Raw genomic sequence first — 25,201 nt, 5'->3', positions numbered from 1 at the left:
TGAAGAAGCAAAGGAAAAAACCAATGACGTGTTGCATGACCAAGCATGCGCCGGACATGTAACCGCTCCCCATTGCGACATGGGGGAGTAGCGAAGAAATTAGCTTTGAAACCCCTCATCCTTTAGTTTATTCAGTGCCGATAGGGCAACAATGCATTGCTTTTCAGATGGCATTTTCCTAGGAATGGCCGCACAGGTTTCCACCACACCTAGCTCTTTCGGGGTCAACATGCCTCTTTCACGAGCCCAATCTCGAGCTTTCGTCCAAAGGTGACTTCCCAGACGGTGAACCTCTATTTCTGCATTAACATTGCTATCAAGTTTTGCCTCTGCCTTTGCCTCCTTGACGCGACTCCTCGCTGCGCCCGCAGAAATTAGCACGCGCTCAAATTTCACCGGATAATTTACCTCTGCTTCAGTCAGCCACGTCCAACAAACCTCCTTCTTTGCCCATTCACTAGCATTTCGAACTCCCTCCGGCGGATGATTTATTACATCTTGGGCAACTACCCCCGCTGCCAATAGTGCGGCTTTCAGAGTTAGTGAAACTTGCTGGCTCTTCCAAATCAAATCAAGGTCTATTACTTGCCCATGTTGCTTGGCATCAAAAACAACTTTCGATATACCGTACGTAACGATATTAGCCCGGTACCCACCCTGATACCAATCAGCACTGGAGACGAGCTTTTCCATAGTGCGAAAGAGGATTGTTTTTGCTATTAATCGTTTAAACCATAGCTCGTCAAAAACAGCACCTTCTTTACCCCAATTCTTTCCAATATTCTTTGCAAACTCGGCAAAATTTTTCTGCGCGCCACGGCTTACAATATGTGGCATACATTCAAAGGTGTTCTCATACTTGGCAAGATCAGTTTTTGTGAAGAATTGGCTCCTTGGAAACTCAGCGTCATATTTCTTTCTTTCTGCTGGAGTGCGACGGCCCCTTTCATCAGCATACTGACCTCTAGCGCGCTCATAAAACCACTTTGTTTCTCGATATCCATCCTCCCCGGCTGGGGCGAGTATGCGGCGGGAAAAGTCCTCAACCTGTATATGAAAGGGGTGATTCGCAAAAAAATCTGCAGCGTTAACTTTATTCTGACTGTTCGCGTATTCTGAGATTCGGGGTACAACATTTTCAGACTGAGAGCGAGGAACAATAGTGAGCTTCATCTGTACATGAACATCGCTGAGCTGATCCTCAAACGTTTTTCTCGCAGCATGTAAGGAGGCCGTGGTCTGACCACCGTTAACAATTTGCAGGTTATCCACGCGCACCATTTCGAGTCCCGAAGAGGTTTGCTTGATATCAACACCATCTGCAGTGGCGCTTAATCCATTGTTGTACGAGAAAAACATATTAGGCTCATCTCGTATCGTATTTCTAATGCCTTGGTTTACCTTACCTCTAGCTTGCAGGAAGCTTCGGACGTTTGCCTCAAGAAGGCGCGGCCCCCATTTTTCGTAAATACCAGCCAACTGCGCCCCCGGAATCACTGCTAGATAGCTTTCAAACGCCCCCTCTCCTCCGGATGCTCTCAGCACCGGAATACCACCACCAAAGTCACTCTCAAAATCAATGACAAGGTCTGCCCTAGCTTGACCTTGCTCCATGAACTGCTTTAAGCGTTTGAGATCCCAAACGCTAAGGGTGAGCTGCTTTCCATCAACCGCAGCAAGATTGTCGGCATCTGACCGGGCACTAAAATTCCCATTTGTCACAATGATTAACTTTACTTTTTGTACTGATTTCCACCTTGTGACAATCAGGTCTGCCAACCCAAAACCGGCACTGGTCTCTTCCAGGCGATCCCGGAAATCAGCATTCAAACTGGCCAAGAGAAAATTATAGAGCTTATTTCGTAGTCGCTCCACATGCGCCTTATTGACCACTCGCACATCATCACTTAACGCAAAGTCACATAATATAAGGGTAAGAACGTCAGAGTTTTCACCAGGGTCACCACCATAACCGTCGACTAATATATGATGGAATGAATATTTTCCGTCATAATAGGCCCTGTTTGCTTCATCAATTTCACCAGCCTCTGATAAAAGCTCTGCCACTTTCTCAAAAAATGCTTCTGTAGTAACCACACCCAAAGCATCGGCATCACCTTGTATATCGGCAATTAATTCATGGTGAAAGTTATATAATTCATCCATTTTTCAATCCATCCCTGATTACTTCAACTAGGTCAATTTCTTTTTCAAATCTGGCGCAAGCTTCGATAGACAATGCATATTTAACCATTTCAATACCAGGTGGCAACGGAACACCAATACGCGGAAAGTCGTCTATTACCTCATAAGTTTTTACTTCCCCCAATTGCCAGCGGCGCCCGCCATAGTCATTTTCGGGATCATATCCATAATCATATAAAGCTACTTCCCAATCATCGATAGCGGTTACGGTTTCGGCGAAAAGTTGAGCAGTCATTTCTACATGGTCATGCAAGCTTTGCCCTACAGGAGTAACTGCAGACGCCACATTAACAATACGCATAAACAGCCGGCAGCCTTCAACGTCCGCCAACTGCTCCGCTGAAGAGATTGAAACAAAAGGTTTGGCAGCAACGCGACGAGTCTTCACCTCGATGCAAGTTCCGATGAATTCGAAATCCTTCGTAGCTCTACTTGGCCCTTTCCATGCGTCAATAGCAGCTTCCGGACCCAGGCCGGCTATAAGTTCCCTGAGAACCGCCAGCTCACCCACAAGCCCTCTCTGCTCCTCAATAGACAAACCAGCTCTACTGCCACCTCTGAGAAGATGGTGCCATCGACGGGTGCGCTGTATCGCCCTATTCAGGGCGTGGTCAATGCTGTCAGCAGATTCACACGCAGAAACAACGTCCCGACAGAGCGTTTCGAATATTTCTACCTGACTTTGTTCTTTTAGAGCGAGAACAAAAGCAGGAGCTGAAGCAGATGTGCGAAAACAAACTGAGAGATTCTTTAATTTGGGAAGCTCGGGAAGAGGATCCGGCAACTGCGGAAGTCGCAACATCAAGCCTGGCATACCAAGCTCAAGTGTCACCCAAAAAAAATCGAATTGCCCCGTGGCACTCACTCGCCGGGCTTCATCCGGGGGCAGTTTGCTCCAAGGATCAGGGCTCGTCATATTCTGACTCCTGATCCTCATCTTCATCCCCAAACAACTCGGTATATCTGACTGTATTCACAACATACTCTACTTTTTCAGTCGGACGGGATGAAACTGGCAAACTGATACCCCAGCCGACTACAGGTGCTTGCGGTATCAAATCACGATACTTCGCCTGTGAATCTTCTGCAGGCTTTTTCGGTTGAACCAAATGCAGAATAAATAGCCCTTTGGTTCTCATTTGGCGATACGCTTTATCCGGATAATTCACAACATCACCCTTGTTTTTATTATTTGCCAAACGAAAGCTTTCCTCCGCTTGAAGCGCCTCACTAGGAGCAAGCCCGGCTTTTTCAATTCCTCTTGACGCTAACCTCATGCCTTTACCACTAAATGACATATAAGCATGTTTAGGGTCGCTAATACTGACTTTTCGTTCCGCAGGTATAATCTGGAGACCCAAGGAGTAATCTGGCTCTCCAGATTTTTTTGATGTAATCAGAACATCCCATTTTTGGAGCTCCCCGTCGCTTCGAGCCTGAATATATTTACGGACGGGTCCAGTTTCTGTAGTGACACTTTGTTCCGCATTTCGCCAGCCGGCCAAAAACTGGTCAATGCTCTCCCAACGAACTCCTCTCCAAAGGTACCCCCACTCGGTAACTTCATGCTCAAGTTCGCCATCAATCAAATATCCGACGAAGGATTTTGATATTGCCATGTTCGCGGTTAGATCCTCTGATGTGACGCTCACCTTAGCGGTTTCTATAAACCGGTTGGAGAGCCCTACCATCGTAGTAACTTTTCTCCCTGATCCCATCTTGTTTCTAGCCGTGACCAGAAGAGAGGCTGGGTGACTCCTGACTGCCAACCCGAACATTTTGGGCGTTGCTTTTGCTTTCTCCATTATTTTCAGTTCTTCGTGAAGCTCTTCGGAAGCGTTCGCTATGAATGCATACCAATCGATCGCCTCTGGTGGCATCCAAACACGACACAAATCCTCGTACCCACCTCTGTAGCCAAACCAGCGACCCATTTGCATCAGGGTGTCATACATCATTGTATTTCTTAGAAACCAGGTGACTGTCAATCCCTCCAATGTTAGTCCCCGGGATAACGAAAAACCTCCGACTGCAATAACAGTCTGACCTCTTTCTCCTGCTGCAGAATAATCAAGATCATTAGCTCTACTGTTAACTTCAACAACCTTCGCAGAAGCTATACTTTCTAACAGACTCTTCTGAATGACGTCCCAGCTGAACTCAGTTTCTGAGTATTCTTGCAACCAAACATGATATAAAGCAGCAATCTCGGGGTCTTCCAGAGCAGCAGTTCCGCGTGCGGCATTAACTCTTGCCGCATTTTTTACATACTCAAGTGTTTCGTGAATGCGATTTCTTAGCTTTCCCTGAACATCAGTAAATCGACTGGCGTTCACTAACATTGAACAATGGGAAGATGCATGGCCGCGAAGATTTCTGATTACTCGCGCTAGCAAGAAGGTTCGTACAGCCTTTATCAAAGAATCAGGCAGGCTATCTAATTGATGATCAATTTTGTGCTTTACCGGAAGAATGTCCTCATTATCCGTTATGTATCTTAGCCAGACTGGTTCGCCTTCCTCCGGTATGCCATCAATAAATAGTTTACGTGGTCCAAAATAATTTGTCGGTGCATCAAGACCGATGATGAAATCTCTGGGAAACAGGTCTTCATTGAACATTTCGTCATCTTGATCTGGATCGATGAAGATATTAGCAAAAGGAGTTGCAGTGTATCCGACATAGCAGCTTCGGTGGAACATACTCAACAAGTCACGGATTTGGCTATTAATCTTGGTCACCAACTTTTTATTGTATCCGGTATTTATCGAAGCATTATCAGCCTCATCATCAATTAGAATCATGGGCTGATCAATCATCTCCCGATCACCTCTTGTGCTATTATCTCGCAGCCAATCAAGAAGGTTCGCAAGTGTTCGGTGGTTTTTTTTAATAACAAGAACAACAGGAACTTTATATGAATCTATTTCACTAGTATTAGTTGACGCAGTTTCCTTATTAAAGTCTCTCAAAGTATTCGTCAGACTTACCGGCGTTCTGTTAGGGTCAAATTGTCCAACGCCTACTGTGTACCGAGCGCCCCCTTTTCCCTTTTCTTGGACTCGGCCGGTATCCCTGCCAATAAACCCTTCATCGATTCTGGCCTGGGTCTGGTTTCTCAAATTGTTATGAATACCTGCAATTACTATGATCAAACGATACCCAGCGTCTGCAGCCTTACAAATAAGGCCGGTGTAGTTCGCAGTTTTTCCGCTCTGGACGTGGCCAACAACCATTCCCCGCCTGTCCCAAGCTACCTGTTTCCTAGGGTTCCCCAATCGGCCGAGTATTTTGTCGGTAACCTTATCCGTTGATGTGACGACGTCTCGAGGCAACCCATTCTGTAATAGTAACTTTTGATACCGGTGCCAATAGAAAGGTTCTATGGACGCTTTTGCGTCGTCTAGCCAAGGCTCAAAATCATCTCCATCTACTACTGCCCCCAATCCGGCTTTGATGCCCTGTTTTGCCTCAACTTCTCTTGCAAGGCGCTCTCTTTCCTCAGCATCAATTTCCGGCGCGACCGCATTCGCCAACGCCTCAATTAAACTCCGCAGTTCCTCTTCGGTTTTTCGTGGCTGATTGAATAAAGCTGATTCAACCACACTCATTAGCTGGTCATAATTACTGCCGCTCATGCATTTCCCTCGCGTAAATACTCTTCAATTATCTGTTTGGCTACGTACCAGTTTGACCTGAGAAAAGGATGACTTTGTAAGGTGTCTGAAAGAGAATCAGCTTCCACACCATTGCGGATAAGAGCATCAGCTGTCGCGTAGACCATCTGCCTCAGATCCTCTTCACCTGCCTCATCAGCCACAACCATCTCCGCGTTACCTACCAGTTCCGCGTGCAAAGTTTCAACCGGTAAACCTGAACCAACAAGACGCAAACATCGTTTAAAGCCGTCACGCAAGCCCTCCGGAAGCTTATCTGAATATGCCTTGAATACTGGATGATCCAAATTAGGCCGAAAGGAAATCTCACCATCCTGTTGGACACGAGTCCAAATGGGGTGCTTGGTTTCGTCCACTAACTTTTGGCCACGCCTGCGATAGGTGCGTTTTGAAGTTCCAACAAAACGCTCTACCACCTTTTTAAGCCGCTCCCTTACAAGGGGAGGCAGTTGAGCAGAGGCCTTCTTGACATCAATTTTCCACTCAGCATCCATCGTGTTTGGAATGTCTACTGCTATCCGACACAATTTTGTGAGCTCCGTTTGGCGAGCCAGCCCAAGCCACCCACCAGCAATAATTAATCGATTTTCCCGGTATATATAGAGCCCCTGAGATTTGAGATAGCCCTCTGGCCCACCCGTTTCTTCCCACTCATCACGTGTTATTTTTTTGTGGTGAGGCAGCGTGTAACAGCGAATACGAACATTACCTTTGCTAAGCTGGAGGACTTCTTCGGGGTCTTTTTGAGTAGCAGGATGAGATGCAGCCATTGGATCTATAGGCTTGAGCTCCCGGTCGTTGAGAAACAAAGTAAGCTTTGGATTCCGCCCTTCCAGAAACCTATGGAAAACCAGTCGAAGGTGACGTTCTGCTCTTCCTAGCTCAGCGTTCATGTAGCTGGTACGTTTAGGGCGATCTTCACCAAAACCATCTATCAGGCGATCAAGCTTTTCCCAGATAACTACCGTACCTGTCTCGCTCAATAGCTCATAGCCAACAGTGCTCTCAGGATGATCAATTAGCTCAAGAGACCAATCGTTGCGTCGAGATATGCGGTCAAGATCCCAGCGCGCGCATGATACTTTTCCGTTTTTGCGAGTCAAAACTGTCAAACTTCGGCACTGGGAAAAGCTAGCGCTTTTAAGTCCAAGCCCGAAACGCCCCAGATCATCGATGGCCCTAACATCCTTGGGATTCTTTGAGCCAAGCCGCATGGCCTCTATAAGTTCTGTTTCAGACATACCAGAACCATTGTCCGCTAAGGCTATTACAGGCTTCTCAACTGCAGTGCTGGCGATTAACTGAATAGTTTTTGCTCCAGCAGATATTGAGTTATCAATAACATCTGCCAACGCAGTTTCGAGGCTGTACCCAAAGTCCCTGTGACCTTCAATCAAGGCCGCAGCATAGGGTGCAGCATCAACTTCTCGTACCGGATACGCTTTTTTGCCTGCAACTCGTTCCATAGTCTCATTTATCCTACTCGTACTTAGTCGAGGGAGGAGTGCCGGTACGTCCTCTCTAAGATCTAACCAACGCGTGATACATTGATTTAAAGTTCTCCATCCCCTAGACACACGGGCATCAAAACTCTCTCGGCAAACCAATACTGCTTGATAAACGATCCCGTTCCAAGCTATGTGTGTATCTCAACCTTAGTCTTTAGTAACAAATAGTTACCGGACACAACGGCACTACACTTTCCCATACGCATTAACTTTAAATCGAAAACTTGGCATCAATATCTGTGACGGGATCGATAAGACCACGCTTGTGAAAAACCCCATTCACCCAATACTCATCCCGCCCCGGCCTGCGATCTGCTGTTTGCCAGGTGGTTATCTTCTCCAACCCCGGCAGAGCATTTGCCCAGCGTTCAAGCTCAATTTCGGTTGCATCGGTAAAGTGTCTTCCATTGCGTTCGCGTTCCTCTTCACCCTGTTTAAAACTGAGGTACAAAAGGCCACCGGGTTTTAAAGCCTGCCAAAGGCGGGTGAGTGCGTGGGGTATTTGCTGGCGTGGGAGATGGAGCAAGCTTGCGCAGGCCCAGACGCCATCATAAACCTGAAACTCGTTAACCTCATCAAAGCTGCGAACGGATACGGGGTGGTTGATGGCTTTGGATGCAAGCCCGGCCAGTTTCTCAGAGGCATCAAACGCGGTTACGCGATAGCCCCGGGCCAGAAATTCCCGGGAATCCCGGCCAGAGCCGCAGCCAGCATCAAGTATGTGGGCATTTTCCGGGAGGTGTGGCAAAAATGCTTCGTACAGCGCCGTCATGTCTACATGCAGCGTTTCATCCAGAAACGCCTGGGCATGGGCGTTGTAATAGGCAACCGATTGGCTCATGCCGGGCAAGGCTCTTTTTATTGGCGATAACGAACAATATAAGCAACTGTTTTACAAATACAAACCACCAGTACAACTATTAGAACGGCTACTTATTTAAAGCGAACAACAAGCTCGTGCAGTTCACCCGCTATGCCTTCCACCCGCTGAACCCGGTTTATGGCCACATCCCCTTTGTGCAGGCTGTCAGTGCCCAGGCTTGCGATGTGTTCAACCTGCTCGTTTATCTGATCGAACACCTGGGCCTGCTCTTCTATGGCTGCCGCCATCTGTATCGACATTTCAGCAATGGTGCCAACCGATTCGGTTATCTGGCCAAGTGTGGTTTCTGCTTCCAGCATATGGGTAAGGCCGCTGTCGGCTGATTTTTTTCCTTCATCTGTAGCTTTAACCGAGATGGACGATCTCGACAGCAGGGCCTCAATAATTTCGTGAATTTCCCGGGTTGAATCCTGGGTGCGCCTGGCCAGGCTCCGCACCTCATCGGCTACCACCGCGAAGCCGCGGCCGTATTCACCAGCCCTTGCCGCTTCAATGGCGGCATTCAGCGCCAGAAGGTTGGTCTGTTCGGCAATTTCTTCAATAATCCTGGCAACGCTGGCAATTCGTTGTGTTTCTGAGGCCAGCTGGCTCACGGATTCGCTGATGCTGTGCACGGTGGCTTGTAGCGCTTCGATCGCTTCTCTGGTGGTTTTGATCACACTGGCACCGCGGTCGGCCCGCCCGCGGGATTCTTCTGCTTGATGGGCGGTGCTCTGAACATTGGAAGACACTTCGGTTATGGTCTGGGATACCTCGTGCACCGATGTCGCAACGCTACTGATTTCTGCCTGTTGTTTTCTGAGTGCTTCATGGGATTCGTAAGTCACCTCAAGCCCTTGCTCAGCGCCGGCTTTCACCTCTCCTGCGGTTTCTTCCAAGCGGGTTAGTACGGCGTCCAGATGGGCTTTTTGGGCCATTATGGCGACCTTCATACGCCCGGATTCAAGATCGTCATCGGTGTAACTGCGTGCGGCAAGGTCGTCGGTGAAGCTCTTCTCAAGGAGCTGCATGACTGAGCTTATTAGTTGGCGACGGGAGCGGCGCATCCAAAGCGTGTATACGATCAGGCCAAATAGAAGGATAGCCTGTGCAACAATCGCTTTGCCGGCAAGGAAAGAGAGTACTGCCAAAGCTATAACAAACGCTAAAAACAGGGATTCCGGTAAGATTTTCTTAAAAGCCGATACTTGAGTTTTGCCTTGGCGAATTCTGGCGTAATGCTTTTCAGCGCGTTGGATATCGTCTCTGGAAGGGCAGGATCTGACGGATTCATAACCCACAACCTCGCCGTTTTCAGTAACGGGTGTTATGTAGGCACTCACCCAATAATAATCACCGTTTTTACGGCGATTTTTGACCATTCCCATCCAGGGTGTGCCAGCCTTCAGGTGCGACCATAGATTTTTATAGGCTTCGGGAGGCATATCCGGGTGGCGCACAATATTATGGGGCTGGCCAACAAGCTCTTCCCGGGTAAACCCGCTCACCTCAACAAACGCTTGATTGCAGTGGCGTATTTCACCGCTCAGGTCTGTCGATGATATGAGTTTTTGATGCTCTTGGAAGGTAAATTCCGTGTCCGTGACTGGTAAGTTTTTTCTCACTTCATTCGTCCCTTCGTACCTGTGTCATAACTTCAATCTGGTACAGGAACGCCGATGTGTAAAACATTTGCAGCTAACTCACCCCCCTTAAAGAGTGAACAACAATTCAATACTATCAGTAACTTCCGCCTTTACCTTCATCAACAAGGAGTGAGTGCTCCCGGATAAAGTACCGGTTCTTGCCCGCCCGCTTTGCCTCATACATGGCTGCATCAGCACTTTGCATGAGGCCCTCATTGGTAATACCGGCACCGCGAGCCACCACGATTCCGATACTCACACTCACCCGCCCAACCCCTTCCGGCAAGTAAACAGGCTCTGCAACCGTTTCTATTATTTTTTCAGCCACGGTTATAGCGCTTTCCGGTGAGGAGATTTCCGGCAGCAGCACGATAAATTCATCCCCGCCCATGCGCGCCACTGTATCTGTCTCTCGAACACTGTTCTTCAGCCTTGCCCCTATTTCTTTCAAGAGACTATCACCGGCATCGTGACCAAGGGTGTCGTTCACTTCTTTGAAGTGGTCAAGATCCAGGAACATCAGCCCAAGATAGCGGGAGTGGCGTCTTGAGAGGGCAATGGCCAGGCTCAGCCTGTCGTCCAGCGCCCGACGATTAGGGAGGCCTGTCAAAATATCCTGATAAGCGAGGGTTTGAATTTTTTCCTGGTATTTTTTGATCTCGGAAAAATCCTGGAATGAGATCACCACACCTTCATCGCCGGTATCGCTGGTCAGGGGCGCAGCATTGAGGATCACCGGGATGGTTGCATTATCTTTACGGCGAAACTCCTCATCTTTGCTGCGGTAGAGCTCGCGGGTGTTCATTACGTTCAGGATGGCACAGGTGGACTCATCCCCCTCATGCACGTGGAATACGTCATGGCCTTGTTTGGTAACGAGTTCCTCAGAGCTCCAGCCCAGAATACGCTCAGCCTCCGGGTTGATATAGGTAACAACACCCTCGCCATCCATTACGATCAGGCCATCGCCCAGCACGCTGGAGATTTTCCAGAAACGCCGTGCCTGCTGAGCGTTTTCACGCCTGAGCTCACGGCGCTTGTGCCGGGAAAACTGGAAATAGAATACCGCCACGAAAATCAGCACAACGCCAATCAGATAAAAGCCAACAACCCATGGGTGCACAAAAAGTGCGTTAACTGGCAGTCTGCTGTGAGGCAAAAACGCAACGGCTTTCCAATAGTAATCGTCGCTGCCAGCTGATGAATCCAACCCTTGAAGTGGGCGAACCGTTTCAAACACGAACAGGCCGGCCGGCGTTTCAACATGGCCACTTTCGTTTTGCGCCATCTGCTGCCATGCCTGCGGGTAGTCACGCTTAAATGCCGACGGAAGGCCAAACATGAAGCCCCACTCGTTATGCTCATCGGGGCCAGATAACACGCCTCCATCACTGTTCAGCAAAAATGCCGGGTAGGATTCACCCATGCTCTGCCTGAAGATGTCCAGAAGCGACTGCCCTTTCATGTTGAGGATAAGGGCACCTTGCTTTTGGCCAAGCTCATCAAAAACCGGCACGCCAAATCGAATCATGGGGAGGTAGGGAGCCTCAACCTTTCCGTTTTCAACATTCAGGTCGAGAGGGGAAACGTACACGTCACCTTCAGGCCTTGCCATGGTGCCGGTAAAGTAATAGCGGGTGCTTTTAGTCTGAAGCTGATCTTCAGGAGTCACCAGGCTGCGACCTGATTTATAGTCCAGCCTGATCAGTTCCGCACCTGAGCTGTCGAGAAAACGGATTTGGCTGTAGAATTCTTTTTGCTCAAGCAGAACGCGAAAAACCTGTTTTAGCCGCTCTTTCTGAAGCTCGTTGCGGGTTTTGATGAATGCCTCGGTCGCCGGCAGTTCTGAAACCGTCCGCAGATCACTTGCGGCATAGTTATACTTTTGGGTGAGTAAACCGGAGGCAAGCCTGACCCTTGCCTGCTCAGCAACTTTCAGATCTGCAAGCTGCTCATCCGCCTGATACCTCAATGCACCATAGACTATGGCTGTAAACATTCCGGCGCAAAGCAAACCGGCGATCAATGCGGTCTTGATATACCCTTGCGGCTGTTTTCCCGGAGCTGTCATGTATTTCCAGATAATGCTTTATTTAAAAGGCCGGTAGAGCTGGTGCGGTGACAATCAGGCCTTCCTTCACGTAATCCTTCAGAACAATACCATAAGTGCCATCTGGCACCTCTCTGGATATATGATAAACGACCCCGGCTCCGTCTTCCGGCATCGCTTTCAAATCCAGCACCGATGGAGAGGGCAGGAATATTTTGCTTGCGTCCTGCACCATGAGCACTTTTGGCTTGAGTTTGTGGTCGGGGTCACTTTCAACCACGATGCCCACCTCTCCGTTCATCATTTCAACAATGGAGCCTGGCGGATAAACGCCAATCATCTGGATGAATTCATCAGCCAGTTCCGCATCAAACTGGGTGCCGCGATTTTTATGAATAATTTCCAGTGCATGCATGGATGCGAGTGCTTTTTGGTATACCCGCTTACTGGTTATCGCGTCGTAGGTATCAACCAGCGCAATGATCTTCGCAAAGTATGGGATTTTTTCAGCCGGCAGACCCCGTGGATACCCTTTACCATCAATACGTTCGTGATGGGAGAAGGCAACATCTACCGCGGTATTCAGTGCAGCCCCCGTGCTCATGAGAATGGTGCGCCCATGAACTGCGTGATTTTTCATTAAATCAAATTCTTCGCTCGTGAGGCGGCCTGGTTTGTTCAGTACCTCATTCGGAATTCTGGTTTTTCCAACGTCGTGTAACATGCCGCACAGCGCCAGATTCTGAATTTCACCCCTTATCATGCCCAGGTGTTTGCCAAAGGCAGCAGCCAGAATGGATACGTTGATGCAGTGCTCCGCGGTATATTCATCCTGGTTCTTGATTCTGGTGAGCAGCATCAAAGCGCTCTCGTTGCGCAGCACACTCTCAACACAATCGTTTACAACCGCTCGTGCGTTGTTGATATCCAGCGCCCGGCTAACCCGTAAGCCTGACATGATGGATTTTGCCGTGCCCTGGGCTTCTTCAAACCGCATGGTGGCCGTTTGCAGTTCACGGCCCACACTTACCTGATTTATATAGGAAACACGCCTGCGGGGAACATGCCCGGCTTTAGCGGGCGCCGTTTTTTTGTTTCGTTTGAAAAATCCACTGAGCCGGTTCGAGCCAGTAATTTTCTCCACTGGTTCTCTATGCTTTTCAGCCACGCCCTGAATCACCACGAACTCGCATTGACGGCGCAATGCGTGAAGCTCTGCCATGTCATTGATGATAAATCCCTGAACAAGAAAGTCGGTATCTTCCCAAGGTCTATCCAATCGGATGACATGCATTCCGATTTCCAGGTCAGCGACATCAACCTGGGTTTCTATTAGTTCAACGTATGTGCCGCGCATGTGCTTTGCTCAAAAGTGAGTTTAAGACATCATCGCTGGACAGTTTAAATGCAAAGCAAGACCCTAGTCTGTAAAAAACGGTTAAAACCTGTACGATTTCACGCTACTTCACTGTGGGCTCTAACTTGTCGACCGTCAGTTTTGCCAAAACAGACAGCTCTCTCGGGCTTTGGTTGGCGTGGGCGATGATTTGCTGCTTCATGCTTCTGGCCCAGAACTTTTGCAGATGGTCGGCCGCTACGTCGCTTACTTTATCGTCGTCACCATGGTGCAGGTTGTTGGCGATTATCTGGTCGAGCATTTTAATCAGGTTGTTTAACTGCTGATCACTCACAACTTTTTCTCCTGAGCCGCTTCCCCGCCACGGGCATAAATCACGTGGCGGCCGGGGCGGGCAAAGCCAATAAGCTTCATGCCGCTTTTTTCGGCCTCTCGAATGGCCAAAGCTGTAGGGGCGGATACCGCCACCAAGGTGCCGATACCCACGCTGGCGCTTTTTTGCACCATTTCAAAGCTTGCCCGGCTGGAAATCAGTGCGAAGCCTTCTGTGAAAGCTTGGCCGCCATGTACCCGTAGCCGGGCGCCGATCAGTTTATCCAATGCGTTATGCCGGCCTACATCTTCCCGAGCCAGCAAAATTCTGCCCTGTGGGTCACACCAAGCCGCACCGTGGGTGGCTCCTGTTTGTAGCTGTAACGGCTGATGCTTTTTCAAATTGCTCAGCGCATCCTGCACAGCCTTGTCGCTGGGGAGTGGCTGTGGTGCGACTTGTTCAAGGGTTCTCACCACATGGGCCAGGGATTCTGTACCGCAGAGCCCGCAACCGGTTCGGCCAGCCATGTTGCGGCGTTGCTCCCGCAAACGGGCGTAGCAGTCGCCGGCTATGTGCATGTCCACTTCTATGCCGTCTTCACCCGGTTTTATTTCGATGCTGAACAGCTGGTCCGGGCGTTGCAGTATGCCTTCGCTGATACTGAAACCCAGGGCAAAGTCCTCAAGATCACAGGGCGAGGCCATCATCACCGCGTGGGACACGCCGTTGTAAACCATGGCCACCGGCACTTCTTCCGCAACCAGATCCTGCGACCGGGCACCTTCAATGCCGCCGCGCACATTCACCCGGGCTTCACTCACCGGGGGTGAAGCGTTTACAGGTGTGTCATCCATGGCAGCAAATTCCGTTCTATTTGAGAGCGTTTGCATGGCTGCCTTCCTCGCTTTCCATAGCTGGCTGTAGCAAAGCCTGCTGGCGCTGGTCAAAGTCCACAAAGTTGCGCTGCCAATCCGAGGGTTGGGACACTTTTTCCACCTGGACCGCGGTTACCTTGTATTCCGGGCAGTTGGTGGCCCAGTCGGAGTTGTCGGTGGTGACCACGTTGGCACCACTGCTGGGGTGGTGGAAGGTAGTGTAAACCACGCCTGGCAGCATTCGGGTGCTCAGCTTTGCCCGCAGCACGGTATGGCCCACGCGGCTGCTGATGCCCAGCCAGTCGCCGTCTTTTACGCCACGCAGTTCTGCATCGCTGGGGTGCAGTTCAAGCACGTCTTCTTCGTGCCAGTCGCTGTTGCTGGTGCGACGGGTTTGGGCGCCAACGTTGTACTGGGACAGGATGCGCCCTGTAGTCAGCAACAGCGGGAACCGGCGGCTGGCGCGCTCCTCGGTGGCCAGGTATTCGGTGACGGCAAACCGGCCCTTGCCGATGGGGAAGTCCACGGTGTGCATGGTGGGCATGCCCTCCGGGTGCTCCTCGTTACAGGGCCACTGGATGCTACCCAACTGCTCCAGCTTGTCGTAATTCACACCGGTAAACGTGGGTGTGAGTGAAGCAATTTCATCCATGATTTCAGAGGGGTGATTGTAGTGCATGGGGTAACCCAAAGCGTTGGACAGCGCCATGGTCACTTGCCAGTCTTCCATACCGGCAATGGGCTCCATCACTTTGCGCACGCGGTTGATGCGGCGCTCGGCGTTGGTGAAGGTGCCGTTCTTTTCCAGGAAGGTGGAACCCGGTAGCAGCACGTGGGCAAACTTGGCGGTTTCGTTCAGGAAAATGTCTTGAACCACCAGGCAATCCAAGGCTCTCAGGGCGGCTTCCACATGCTGGGTGTTGGGGTCTGACTGGGCTATGTCCTCGCCTTGCACATAGAGCGCTTTGAAGGTGCCGGCAATGGCCGCATCAAACATATTGGGAATGCGTAGCCCCGGCTCTTTGTCGATGGGCACGCCCCAAACAGCCTCGAAGCGCTCACGCACGGCCTGGTCGTTCACATGCTGATAGCCGGGCAGCTCGTGGGGAAAGGAGCCCATGTCGCAGGAGCCCTGCACGTTATTCTGCCCGCGCAGCGGGTTTACACCACCGCCTTCTTTGCCGATGTTGCCGGTGGCCAACGCCAGGTTAGCAATGCCCATCACCATGGTGGAGCCCTGGCTGTGTTCGGTTACACCCAGGCCGTAGTAGATGGCGCCATTGCCTGCCTGTGCATAGAGGCGGGCGGCTTCACGAACTTTATCTGCCGCTACACCGGTGACCGCTTCCATGGCTTCCGGGGAATTGCGTTCCTCGGCAATAAAGCTGCGCCAGGTGTTGTAAGCCTCGGTGTCGCAGCGGCTGTTGATGAATTCCTGATCTTCCAGGCCTTCGGTCACAATCACATGAGCCAGCGCGTTCACAATGGCCACGTTGGTGCCGGGGCGCAGTGGCAGGTGCAGGCCTTCTTCAGCATTGGGCGTGGAGATCAAATCAATTCGGCGCGGATCAATCACAATCAGCTTGGCGCCCTGGCGCAAGCGCTTGCGCATCAGCGAACCGAATACCGGGTGGGCATCGGTCGGGTTGGCACCAATCACCATGATGGTGTCGGCCTTCATCACTGAATCGAAGGTTTGGGTGCCCGCGGATTCGCCCAAGGTTGTTTTGAGGCCATAACCCGTAGGGGAATGGCATACCCGTGCACAGGTATCTGTATTGTTGTTGCCAAAGGCAGCACGAACAAGCTTCTGCACCAGATAGGTTTCTTCGTTGGTGCAGCGTGAGGAGGTGATGCCACCGATGCTTTCACGGCCGTATTTCGCCTGGGTCGCTTTGAGCTTTTTCGCTGCAAAAGCGAGGGCTTCGTCCCAGGATACGACTTGCCAGGGGTCGTTGATGGAATCGCGGATCATCGGTTCGCGGATACGGTCCTCATGGGTGGCGTAGCCAAAGGCAAAGCGGCCCTTCACGCAGGAATGGCCGTGGTTGGCTTCGCCGCCTTTGTAGGGAACCATGCGCACTACCTGATCACCTTTCATTTCGGCCTTGAAGGAGCAGCCCACACCGCAATAGGCGCAGGTGGTGACCACGCTGTGCTCGGGCTGGCCCTCTTCAATGACGCTCTTTTCCATCAGCGTAGAGGTGGGGCACGCCTGAACACAGGCTCCACAAGATACGCATTCGGAATCCATAAACGGATCGTTCTGGCTGGCAACGACTTTGGAATCAAAGCCGCGGCCTTCAATGGTCAATGCAAAGGTGCCCTGCACCTCGTCGCAGGCTCGCACACAGCGGGAGCAGACAATGCATTTGCTGGGGTCGAAGCTGAAATAGGGGTTGGAGCTGTCGGTTTCCGCATCCAGGTGATTTTCGCCCTCAAACCCGTAACGCACTTCCCGAAGGCCCACTACGCCGGCCACATCTTGCAGCTCGCAATTGCCGTTGGCCGGGCAGGTGAGGCAGTCCAGCGGGTGGTCGGAGATGTACAGCTCCATGATATTGCGGCGCAGTTTTGCCAGCTTGCCGGTCTGGGTGGTCACGGCCATACCTTCGGCCACAGGCGTGGTGCAGGAGGCCGGGTAGCCGCGGCGGCCTTCAATCTCTACCGCACACAGGCGGCAGGAGCCAAAGGCTTCCAGATTGTCGGAAGCGCACAATTTGGGGATGTTGATGCCCGCCAATGCGGCTGCGCGTAATACCGAGGTGCCCTCAGGAACCGTGATCTCACGGCCATCCACCGATATGGATACCGGCTCTTCCGAGAGGCTGGGCGGTGTGCCCAGATCCCTGGAAAAGGAGTCGAAATCAGGGTTCAGGCCGTTTTTGCCAGGCTCATAGGTTTGGGTAGCGGGATCGTAGTAGTGCAACATATCAAGCCTCCACCTGGCGCGGGCTGGCCATCAGGTCTTCTGGGAAATATTTCATAACGCTCTGTACCGGGAAGGGGGTCATGCCCCCCATGGCGCAGAGGGAACCGTCCACCATGGTTTCACACAGGTCTTCCAACAATTCCAGATTGCTATCCCGGTTTTCACCTGCGCGGATGCGATCAATCACTTCCACGCCGCGCACTGAACCAATCCGGCAGGGGGTGCATTTACCGCAGGATTCAACAGCGCAGAACTCCATGGCAAAGCGGGCTTGCTCGCCCATATCCACAGTGTCATCAAACACCACCACGCCGCCGTGGCCAATTCCGGCACCGAGGGCAGCGAAGGCTTCATAATCCATGGGGGTGTCCCATTGGCTTTCTGGCATATAGGCCATTAAAGGGCCGCCTACTTGCACGGCTTTTATGGGCCGGCCAGTGAAGGTGCCAGCACCGAAGTCTTCCAGCACGGTGCGTAAGCTCACGCCAAAGGCCAGTTCAATCAGGCCGCCCTGTTTGATGTTGCCCGCCAACTGAATGGGCAGGGTGCCCAGCGAGCGACCCATACCGTAATCCGCGTAGGCTTTGCCGCCGTTGGCCATGATGTATGGCACGGCCGCCAGCGAGAGCACGTTGTTTACCACTGTAGGTTGCCCGAACAGCCCTTTGATGGCGGGTAGTGGCGGCTTGGAGCGCACCAACCCCCGCTTGCCTTCCAGGCTTTCCAGCAGGGAGGTTTCTTCACCACAGATATACGCGCCTGCACCGAGGCGCACTTCAAGGAGAAAGGGGCGACCACTACCGCAGACGTTTTCGCCAAGATAACCTTGAGCCTCCGCCCTGCGAATAGCTTCGTTCAGCATTGTTTCCGACAGCAGGTATTCCGAGCGCAGATAAATAAAACCAACAGTAGCGCCCACTGCCAAGCCGGCAATGGCCATGCCTTCAATCAGCATGTACGGGTCGCACTCCATCACCAGGCGATCGGCGAAGGTGCCGGAATCGCCTTCGTCGGCGTTACACACCACGTACTTTTGCTGGCCATGTGGCTCGTCCAACACGGTTTGCCATTTAATGCCTGCGGGGAAGGCGGCGCCGCCACGGCCACGGAGGCCAGAGGCTTTTACTTCATCCACAATGTTCTGGGGTGTCAGTACAGCGGCTTTCTCCAAACCGGCGAAGCCGCCGTGAGCAATGTAATCGTCAATACAGATTGGGTCGGTAATGCCTATGCGGGCAAAGGTCAGGCGCTGTTGCTGCGCAAGGTAGGGGTGTTGTTCGATGTCGCCCAAATACAGTGGATGATCTGGTTTGCCTTCAAACAAGCCTGCAACGGCTAACTCTTCTACCTGCTCCGGCTCTACCGGGCCATAAGCCACCCGGCCCTGTGCCGTTTGCACCTCCACCAGAGGCTCCAGCCAGAACAACCCCCGGGAACCATTGCGCACCAGGTTTATTTCCCGGTCTTGCGCTGCGGCTGCGCGCTTTAGTTCTTGCGCTACACGGTCGGCGCCCAGAGAAAGAGCGGTGGTATCGCAGGGCACGTACACTGTTATTGTCATGGGATTTGCTCCTGCTTTTATTTTAGCTGCAAAACAGACGTTGTGAGTTTGTCTGCCAGCTGGTCGAATTTCTGCGGGGTCATTCGGCCGATCGTTTCATTGTTTACGCGGACAGAAGGGCCGCAGGCGCAGTTCCCCAGGCAATACACAGGCTCCAGGGTGAACTCGTTATCCGATGTGGTTTGATGGTAGTCCACACCCAGCTTTTCCTGAACGTGACGCTCAAACGCTCGGCCACCCCGAGCCTGACAGGCTTCCGCACGGCACACTTCCAGCAGGTTGCTGCCAGCGGGGCGGGTGCGGAAGTGGTGATAAAAGCTGATAACCCCGTGAATGTCGGCGCGGCTTTGTTGCAGCATTTCGGCAATAATGGGCACGGCACCGTCTGGCACATAGCCAATGCGATTCTGTATGGCATGCAGAATAGGTAGAAGCGCACCTGGCTTGTGTTGCAGGGCTGCGACTTCCTGGCGAATGATGTCAGGGCTCCAGTCCTCGGGCAAGGTCGCCACCGGCGCGCTGTGGTTAGCACTCTCTGACATATGCATAATTGTTCCTACCTGTTTTTATTCTGATACTGTAACCAAGCTCTCTGCAGCCAAATTAGCACTCCGCGCACAGCTAAGGAATATGAACACAAATGCATAACAAGAAACTGGACATTGCCCCGGCCTGGGTGTTTCGCACCGACACCGACGAATTCTTTGAACCGGTTCTGTTTCGTTTGCTGGAAAACATCCGCGATACCGGCAAGCTAACGGTTGCAGCAGCGGCTGCCGGGGTGTCTTACCGACATTCGTGGAATCTTTTAAACCGGGCTGCGGATATTCTGGGCTTGCCGCTGGTGATTATGCGCAAAGGCCACGGCAGCGAGCTCTCTGCGTTGGGGGAAACCCTGCTATGGGCGGAACACCGGGTAAAAGCCCGGCTGGGGCCTCAAATCGATAGCATGGCAGCGGAGTTGAATGATCAGGTTCAGCAACTGCTGGCCGGTGCACAACCCACTCTGCGCCTGCATGCCAGCCATGGGTATTCGGTTGCGCTCCTACCGGAGTTCTCCCAGAAAATAAACATCAACCTGCAATACCGGAACCCGGAAGAAGCCCTTACTGCGCTGAACCGTGGCGAGTGTGATGTAGCGAGCTTTCACCTGCCAACCTGCCCGGCGCTTGCCCGGCAAATAATCAGCCACTACCAGAAACATCTGAGCGGCAATAACCTGCGCCTTATTCGCTTTGTTACCCGTCGCGAAGGCCTGATGATGCGTAAAGGCGAGCATGAAGACATCCGCACGCTGCGAGATCTGAGCGAATCCGGGCTCAGCTTTGTCAGCCGGGACCGCCACTCCGGCACCCGCATCCTCTTCAATTTGTTACTGAAGCAACAGGGGCTTGCAGAGGGGAGCATCAATCGCACGCCCCAGCAGGAATTCACCCACACGGCGATCGCGGCCTTTGTGGCATCGGGTATGGCGGAGCTGGGTTTTGGTGTGCAGGCGGCGGCGGAGCAGTTCAATCTGAACTTTATTGAGTTGGCGAGTGAGCACTACATGCTGATTTACCGACAGGACCGCCTGGCTTCGGCAACCCTGGAGCAATTGACCAAACTTCTGAAATCACCAGCATTGCTTGACCGCATTGCCGGTGTGCCTGGTTACGAGCCCGACCGTCCGGGCGAGATCACTACGTTTGAGGCACTGGCTGCGGGATCAACTGAAAGCTAACGCTGGCAAGATACTGATTTTGACGATATTCATGTACTGTGTATTGGCTTACTCCGCAATAAAAACGGCGCCCACGGGCGCTTTTTTAAATGTCTATACTTTAGCTGCCTGAAAACAACTCAAGAGATCCATACCATGACGCACTTCAACTGGGACGACCCGATTTTACTGGACCAGCAACTGACTGAAGAAGAACGCCAGATTCGTGATGCTGCCCACGACTATTGTCAGGAGAAACTCCAGACTCGTGTTCTGTCCGCGTTTCGCGAAGAGCGTTTTGATCGCGAAATCATGACCGAAATGGGCGAACTGGGGCTCCTGGGTGCAACGGTTTCACCGGAGTATGGCGGCGCTGGCATTAATCACGTGGCCTACGGGCTGATAGCCCGTGAAGTGGAGCGAGTAGACTCGGGTTACCGCTCAGCCATGAGCGTACAGTCTTCACTGGTGATGCATCCCATTGAAGCCTATGGCACCGAAGAACAGAAAAAGAAATATCTGCCCAAGCTGGCCAGTGGCGAGTGGGTTGGGTGTTTCGGCCTTACCGAACCCGACCACGGCTCCGACCCCGGCGCAATGATTACCCGCGCCAAGAAAGTGGACGGTGGCTACCGCCTCACAGGTGCAAAAATCTGGATCACCAACAGCCCGATTGCCGATCTTGCTGTGGTGTGGGCAAAGTCCGATGCCCACGACAATCAGATCAAAGGCTTTATAGTAGAGCGGGGCACCGAGGGCTTCAGCACGCCTAAAATTGAAGGCAAGGTTTCGCTCCGTGCCTCTATTACAGGTGAGATCGTACTTGATAACGCCTTCGTGCCTGAAGACAACCTGCTGCCTAACGTCAGCGGCCTGAAAGGCCCGTTTGGCTGCCTGAACAAAGCCCGCTTCGGGATCGCCTGGGGCGCAATGGGCGCAGCCGAGTTCTGTTGGCATGCAGCGCGCCAGTACACCCTGGACCGCAAGCAGTTTGGCCGCCCCTTGGCCAGCAACCAATTAATCCAGAAAAAACTTGCTGACATGCAAACCGAGATCACACTAGGGCTGCAAGCCGCGTTGCAGGTTGGTCGCTTGATGGATAACAACAGTTGGGCACCTGAAATGATTTCTCTGATCAAACGCAACAACTGCGGCAAGGCTCTGGATATTGCCCGCCAGTCCCGAGACATGCACGGCGGCAATGGCGTTTCCGATGAGTATGGCGTGATTCGACACATGGTGAATCTCGAGTCGGTAAACACCTATGAAGGCACGCATGACATACATGCACTGATTTTGGGCCGTGCTCAAACCGGGCTTCAGGCCTTTTTCTGATTTTTAAAAATGAAGGTGACTACCACCCGCCAAGCATTTGATACAAATGTGCTTTACAGAGATACTGAAAGGCATTGAAAATTCAGTGTCGAGCGGGTGGCGGCATCGCATCTGTGGGTGCCCCGTCTAACCGCCTGATTACCTGCACAATACTGGCGCCTCCATTGTTTTCGCCAGGCACCCACATACGGAGTTCTGATGGATCCAATGCTTACCCTGGTCGGTGCTCTGATGCTTGTCATCAGCATCCTTTTGAGCCCGCTTTCCAGCCGGGTAGGCATGCCGGTGCTGTTGGTATTCCTGGGTGTGGGCATGATGATGGGCAAAGACGGCCCGGGCGGCATTGAATTCGACGATTTCCAACTCTCGTTCCTTGTGGCCAGCCTGGCACTGGGGGTTATCCTTCTGGATGGCGGAATGCGCACCCGGGCGGAAACCTTTCGCGTAGGCCTGAAGCCCGCGATGCTACTGGCGACGGTTGGCGTTGCCATGACTGCCCTTGGGTCTGCACTGGTCGCCTGGTTGGTTTTCGATCTGAGCTGGATGACCGCACTGCTTGTAGGCTCCATTATTTCATCCACCGACGCAGCCGCCGTGTTTTCATTACTGCAGGGCCGTGGTTTGCACCTGAATGAGCGGGTTAGCGCCACACTGGAAATCGAATCCGGCAGTAACGACCCCATGGCGATCTTCCTCACGCTGATGATGGTCACCTTGATTGCCAGCGACGGCGATCACGCTATTCAGGACTCACTGATCCTCCTGTTCAAGCAGTTCAGTATTGGTGGTATTGGCGGTGTCATTGGCGGTTTTCTGATTTCCGAGTTGACCAATCGCATTCGCCTTATGCCATCACTCTATCCACTGCTGGTAGTGGCCGCGGGCATTCTATTATTCTCCGTTATTAACCTGCTCGGCGGCAGCGGATTCCTGGCCATCTACCTCTGCGGCGTTGTGATTGGTAACCGCAAGGTACGTATGATGCCAATGATACTGCAGGTTCACGATGGCCTGGCATGGCTGGCACAGCTTTGCCTGTTCCTGATTCTTGGTTTGCTGGTTAATCCATCCGATCTGTTGCCACTGGCAGGGGCGGGCCTGGTCCTGGCCTTAGCGCTGATTTTTGTAATCAGGCCGATTACCGTTATGGCGACTATCTGGCCCTTTGGTTTTAACCGCCGGGAACTGGGCTTCATCAGCTGGGTGGGGTTGCGGGGTGCCGTGCCGATCGTACTGGCGCTGTTCCCGATCATTGCCGGGCTTCCGGAAGCGCAATTGGTATTTCATGCGGCCTTTTTTATTGTGCTGGTTTCTCTGCTGGTTCAAGGCACCACCATTACACCGCTGGCACGCCTGCTGCGTTTGGAAATTCCCGCAAACGGCGAGCCCTTTCGCCGTTTGCCGCTTGACGCACCGGCGGCCGGCGATCACGAACTGATGCTGTTCCCCTTACGGGGTGAAAATTGGGAAACACCCAGGTTGCTGAGCCAACTGCATTTTCCGGAAAACACTGCCGTTGCCGGGGTATTCCGCAACCGGGTCTGTCTGCAGCCAAAGGCTGAGCTGGAAGTATCCAGTGGCGACATGGTGGCCATGTTTGCTACGCCCAGCGTAATGAAAGAACTTGGCAAGTCACTGAGCGGTCGTCAGACACCAAAATATCTTGCTGAAAGAGCGTTTTTCGGGGACTTCGTGCTGAACGGTGACGCCTTGCTTGGTGATGTCGAGCAGGTTTACGGCATCGAATTTGATGATCTGCAGCCAGAGTTGTCACTGGCCGAATGCTTTGCCAAGCGCACCAAGGGCCACCCGGTTGTTGGCGATATCGTAGTTGTGGGGCCCGTCAAGTTGGTAGCGAGGGCTACCGAGGCCGATCAGGTTACCAAGGTTGGCTTAAAAATGGATAAGTCACAAAATGTCTGACGGATAGCCATAAAAGTTAACAAAACCCCTTAACATCCAGCCAACCGGTTATGTTATAAACAGCTCTGTGTGAAGATTAATCATTGGTAAGTTAGGGATATGGCTATTTCTCGTTTTCTGACCCGGTGCCTTCTGGCACTTTTTGTTACTGCAGGCATTCCTGCCTACGGCACCGAACTGCTGGCCAAAGCCGATACCCGCATGCCACCGCTGGTCGAGGCTTCTCCGCGCGACTCTCTGGTAGTAAACAAGGTATTGGTAAAAAAAGGGAAGCGCCGGCTTTTCTTGATGAACGGGGACGAAATTGTGCGCAGCTACCGCATCTCTCTTGGGGATAACCCTGAGGGACATAAGCTCTATGAAGGCGATCAGCGCACACCTGAGGGCGAGTACATGCTCGACTGGCGCAATCCAGGCAGCGATTTTTACAAGTCCATTCACATTTCCTACCCCAGCAAAACAGATCGTGAAATGGCCGAAAACTGGGGTCTGAGCCCTGGAGGCAGCATTATGATCCATGGTCTGCCCAATGGCGCAGAAGATATGGCATTCGCTTATGCAGGCCTGGACTGGACTAACGGGTGCATTGCCGTTAACAACCAGGAAATGGACGAAATCTGGCAGTTGGTTAATGACGGCACGCCAATACGCATCGTTCCCTGATGACTTTCTCGCGGGGTAAGTATTAAGTTGCTGTCATATCCTAAGAAAATATACATATACTGAGTTAACATTTCTTCTCAGAGTGTTTTACACTGTTTAACGACCCCGGTAGTGAATACCTATCTATCGGGCCGAAGCTTTGAGGAAGTGGTCTATACTGACTTCTGGATTTACAGGAAATAACTCGACCAATAAGGGGATTTACAATGCGTAAACTGACTATCGCCGGAATCGCACTAGCTACTGCTCTGACTGCAGGTTGTGCAACTAGCGACCAAGGCGCTCTTGACGAAGCCAATGCAACTGCAAGTGCTGCTGAACAGTCTGCAGACAACGCACTGAACACCGCTAACAGCGCAGCCAGCGCTGCACGTTCTGCTCAGCAGACCGCTGACCGCGCTCTGGCCGCTGCAAAAGCAGCCCAGAAGTCTGCTGACGAAGCAAACGAGCGTGCAAAGCGTATGCTTGAGCGTGCAAGCAAGAAGTAAGACTTCAGCTTGAAAGCACGATAGAAAAAGGCCGGGATTCCCGGCCTTTTTAATTTCCCTCACCCTGCTCCCCGAGCCCTTCCTTACTGGCCCTCCGGCACTCT

18 protein-coding genes are annotated in these 25,201 nt (G+C 52.1%); 5 read left to right on the top strand and 13 right to left on the bottom strand.

Annotated elements, in window-relative coordinates; translation table 11 throughout:
- Positions 1–99 precede the first annotated feature (99 nt).
- The 13 genes from CDH47_RS06000 to CDH47_RS05940 form a co-directional block, all read right to left on the bottom strand.
- Positions 100–2,166, bottom strand: a complete 2,067-nt coding sequence (locus CDH47_RS06000) for an AIPR family protein (protein ID WP_100638951.1) — start codon at positions 2,164–2,166, stop codon at positions 100–102.
- Positions 2,159–3,121, bottom strand: coding sequence for a PD-(D/E)XK motif protein (locus tag CDH47_RS05995; protein WP_100638950.1), 963 nt, complete (start codon positions 3,119–3,121; stop codon positions 2,159–2,161). Before CDH47_RS05995 ends, CDH47_RS06000 begins: the two co-directional genes overlap by 8 nt.
- Complete coding sequence (locus CDH47_RS05990; protein ID WP_100638949.1) at positions 3,108–5,843, bottom strand: Z1 domain-containing protein; 2,736 nt, start codon at positions 5,841–5,843, stop codon at positions 3,108–3,110. The genes CDH47_RS05995 and CDH47_RS05990 overlap by 14 nt, the downstream gene beginning before the upstream one ends.
- Positions 5,840–7,348 (bottom strand): ATP-binding protein, encoded by a 1,509-nt coding sequence (locus tag CDH47_RS05985; RefSeq protein ID WP_100638948.1) that lies wholly within the window; start codon positions 7,346–7,348, stop codon positions 5,840–5,842. Before CDH47_RS05985 ends, CDH47_RS05990 begins: the two co-directional genes overlap by 4 nt.
- Before the next feature lie 253 nt (positions 7,349–7,601).
- Positions 7,602–8,231: a class I SAM-dependent methyltransferase gene (locus tag CDH47_RS05980; RefSeq protein WP_100638947.1), complete on the bottom strand. Its 630-nt coding sequence runs from the start codon at positions 8,229–8,231 to the stop codon at positions 7,602–7,604.
- Between the two features lie 92 nt (positions 8,232–8,323).
- A complete protein-coding gene (locus CDH47_RS05975) occupies positions 8,324–9,877 on the bottom strand; it encodes a methyl-accepting chemotaxis protein (RefSeq protein WP_100638946.1) in 1,554 nt (517 codons plus the stop codon).
- Positions 9,878–9,992: 115 nt separating this feature from the next.
- Positions 9,993–11,969 carry a diguanylate cyclase domain-containing protein gene (locus tag CDH47_RS05970; RefSeq protein ID WP_100638945.1) on the bottom strand — a complete coding sequence of 659 codons (1,977 nt, stop codon included), beginning with the start codon at positions 11,967–11,969 and terminating at the stop codon, positions 9,993–9,995.
- Positions 11,970–11,991: 22 nt separating this feature from the next.
- Positions 11,992–13,305 (bottom strand): cyclic di-GMP phosphodiesterase, encoded by a 1,314-nt coding sequence (locus tag CDH47_RS05965; protein ID WP_100638944.1) that lies wholly within the window; start codon positions 13,303–13,305, stop codon positions 11,992–11,994.
- Between the two features lie 103 nt (positions 13,306–13,408).
- Positions 13,409–13,639: a formate dehydrogenase subunit delta gene (locus tag CDH47_RS05960; RefSeq protein WP_100638943.1), complete on the bottom strand. Its 231-nt coding sequence runs from the start codon at positions 13,637–13,639 to the stop codon at positions 13,409–13,411.
- Positions 13,636–14,508, bottom strand: coding sequence for a formate dehydrogenase accessory sulfurtransferase FdhD (gene fdhD / locus CDH47_RS05955; RefSeq protein WP_100638942.1), 873 nt, complete (start codon positions 14,506–14,508; stop codon positions 13,636–13,638). The genes CDH47_RS05960 and fdhD overlap by 4 nt, the downstream gene beginning before the upstream one ends.
- Entirely contained in the window at positions 14,489–17,425 is a 2,937-nt protein-coding gene (fdhF, locus tag CDH47_RS05950) for a formate dehydrogenase subunit alpha (protein ID WP_100638941.1), read from the bottom strand. Before fdhF ends, fdhD begins: the two co-directional genes overlap by 20 nt.
- A 1-nt stretch (position 17,426) precedes the next feature.
- Complete coding sequence (locus CDH47_RS05945) at positions 17,427–18,986, bottom strand: formate dehydrogenase beta subunit (RefSeq protein ID WP_100638940.1); 1,560 nt, start codon at positions 18,984–18,986, stop codon at positions 17,427–17,429.
- Between the two features lie 17 nt (positions 18,987–19,003).
- A complete protein-coding gene (locus CDH47_RS05940) occupies positions 19,004–19,534 on the bottom strand; it encodes a formate dehydrogenase subunit gamma (RefSeq protein WP_100638939.1) in 531 nt (176 codons plus the stop codon).
- Between the two features lie 92 nt (positions 19,535–19,626).
- On the opposite strand from CDH47_RS05940, the gene CDH47_RS05935 reads away from it, so the two are divergent.
- The 5 genes from CDH47_RS05935 (at position 19,627) to CDH47_RS05915 (ending at position 25,097) form a co-directional block, all read left to right on the top strand.
- On the top strand, positions 19,627–20,709 hold the full coding sequence (locus tag CDH47_RS05935; protein ID WP_100638938.1) for a substrate-binding domain-containing protein: 1,083 nt from the start codon (positions 19,627–19,629) through the stop codon (positions 20,707–20,709).
- 135 nt (positions 20,710–20,844) lie between these two features.
- The gene (locus CDH47_RS05930) at positions 20,845–22,023 is read left to right on the top strand and encodes an acyl-CoA dehydrogenase (protein WP_100638937.1); all 1,179 of its coding nucleotides are present in this window, start codon (positions 20,845–20,847) and stop codon (positions 22,021–22,023) included.
- 198 nt (positions 22,024–22,221) lie between these two features.
- Entirely contained in the window at positions 22,222–23,946 is a 1,725-nt protein-coding gene (locus CDH47_RS05925) for a potassium/proton antiporter (RefSeq protein WP_100638936.1), read from the top strand.
- A gap of 99 nt (positions 23,947–24,045) precedes the next feature.
- Positions 24,046–24,609: a L,D-transpeptidase family protein gene (locus tag CDH47_RS05920; protein ID WP_100638935.1), complete on the top strand. Its 564-nt coding sequence runs from the start codon at positions 24,046–24,048 to the stop codon at positions 24,607–24,609.
- A 206-nt stretch (positions 24,610–24,815) separates the two neighbouring features.
- Entirely contained in the window at positions 24,816–25,097 is a 282-nt protein-coding gene (locus CDH47_RS05915) for an Lpp/OprI family alanine-zipper lipoprotein (RefSeq protein ID WP_100638934.1), read from the top strand.
- Positions 25,098–25,201: the final 104 nt, after the last annotated feature.

This window comes from Marinobacter salexigens, from assembly GCF_002806945.1.
GTDB lineage: Bacteria > Pseudomonadota > Gammaproteobacteria > Pseudomonadales > Oleiphilaceae > Marinobacter > Marinobacter salexigens.
The sequence above is the reverse complement of the archived record's forward strand: the minus strand, read 5'-3'. Positions and strand labels throughout refer to the sequence as shown.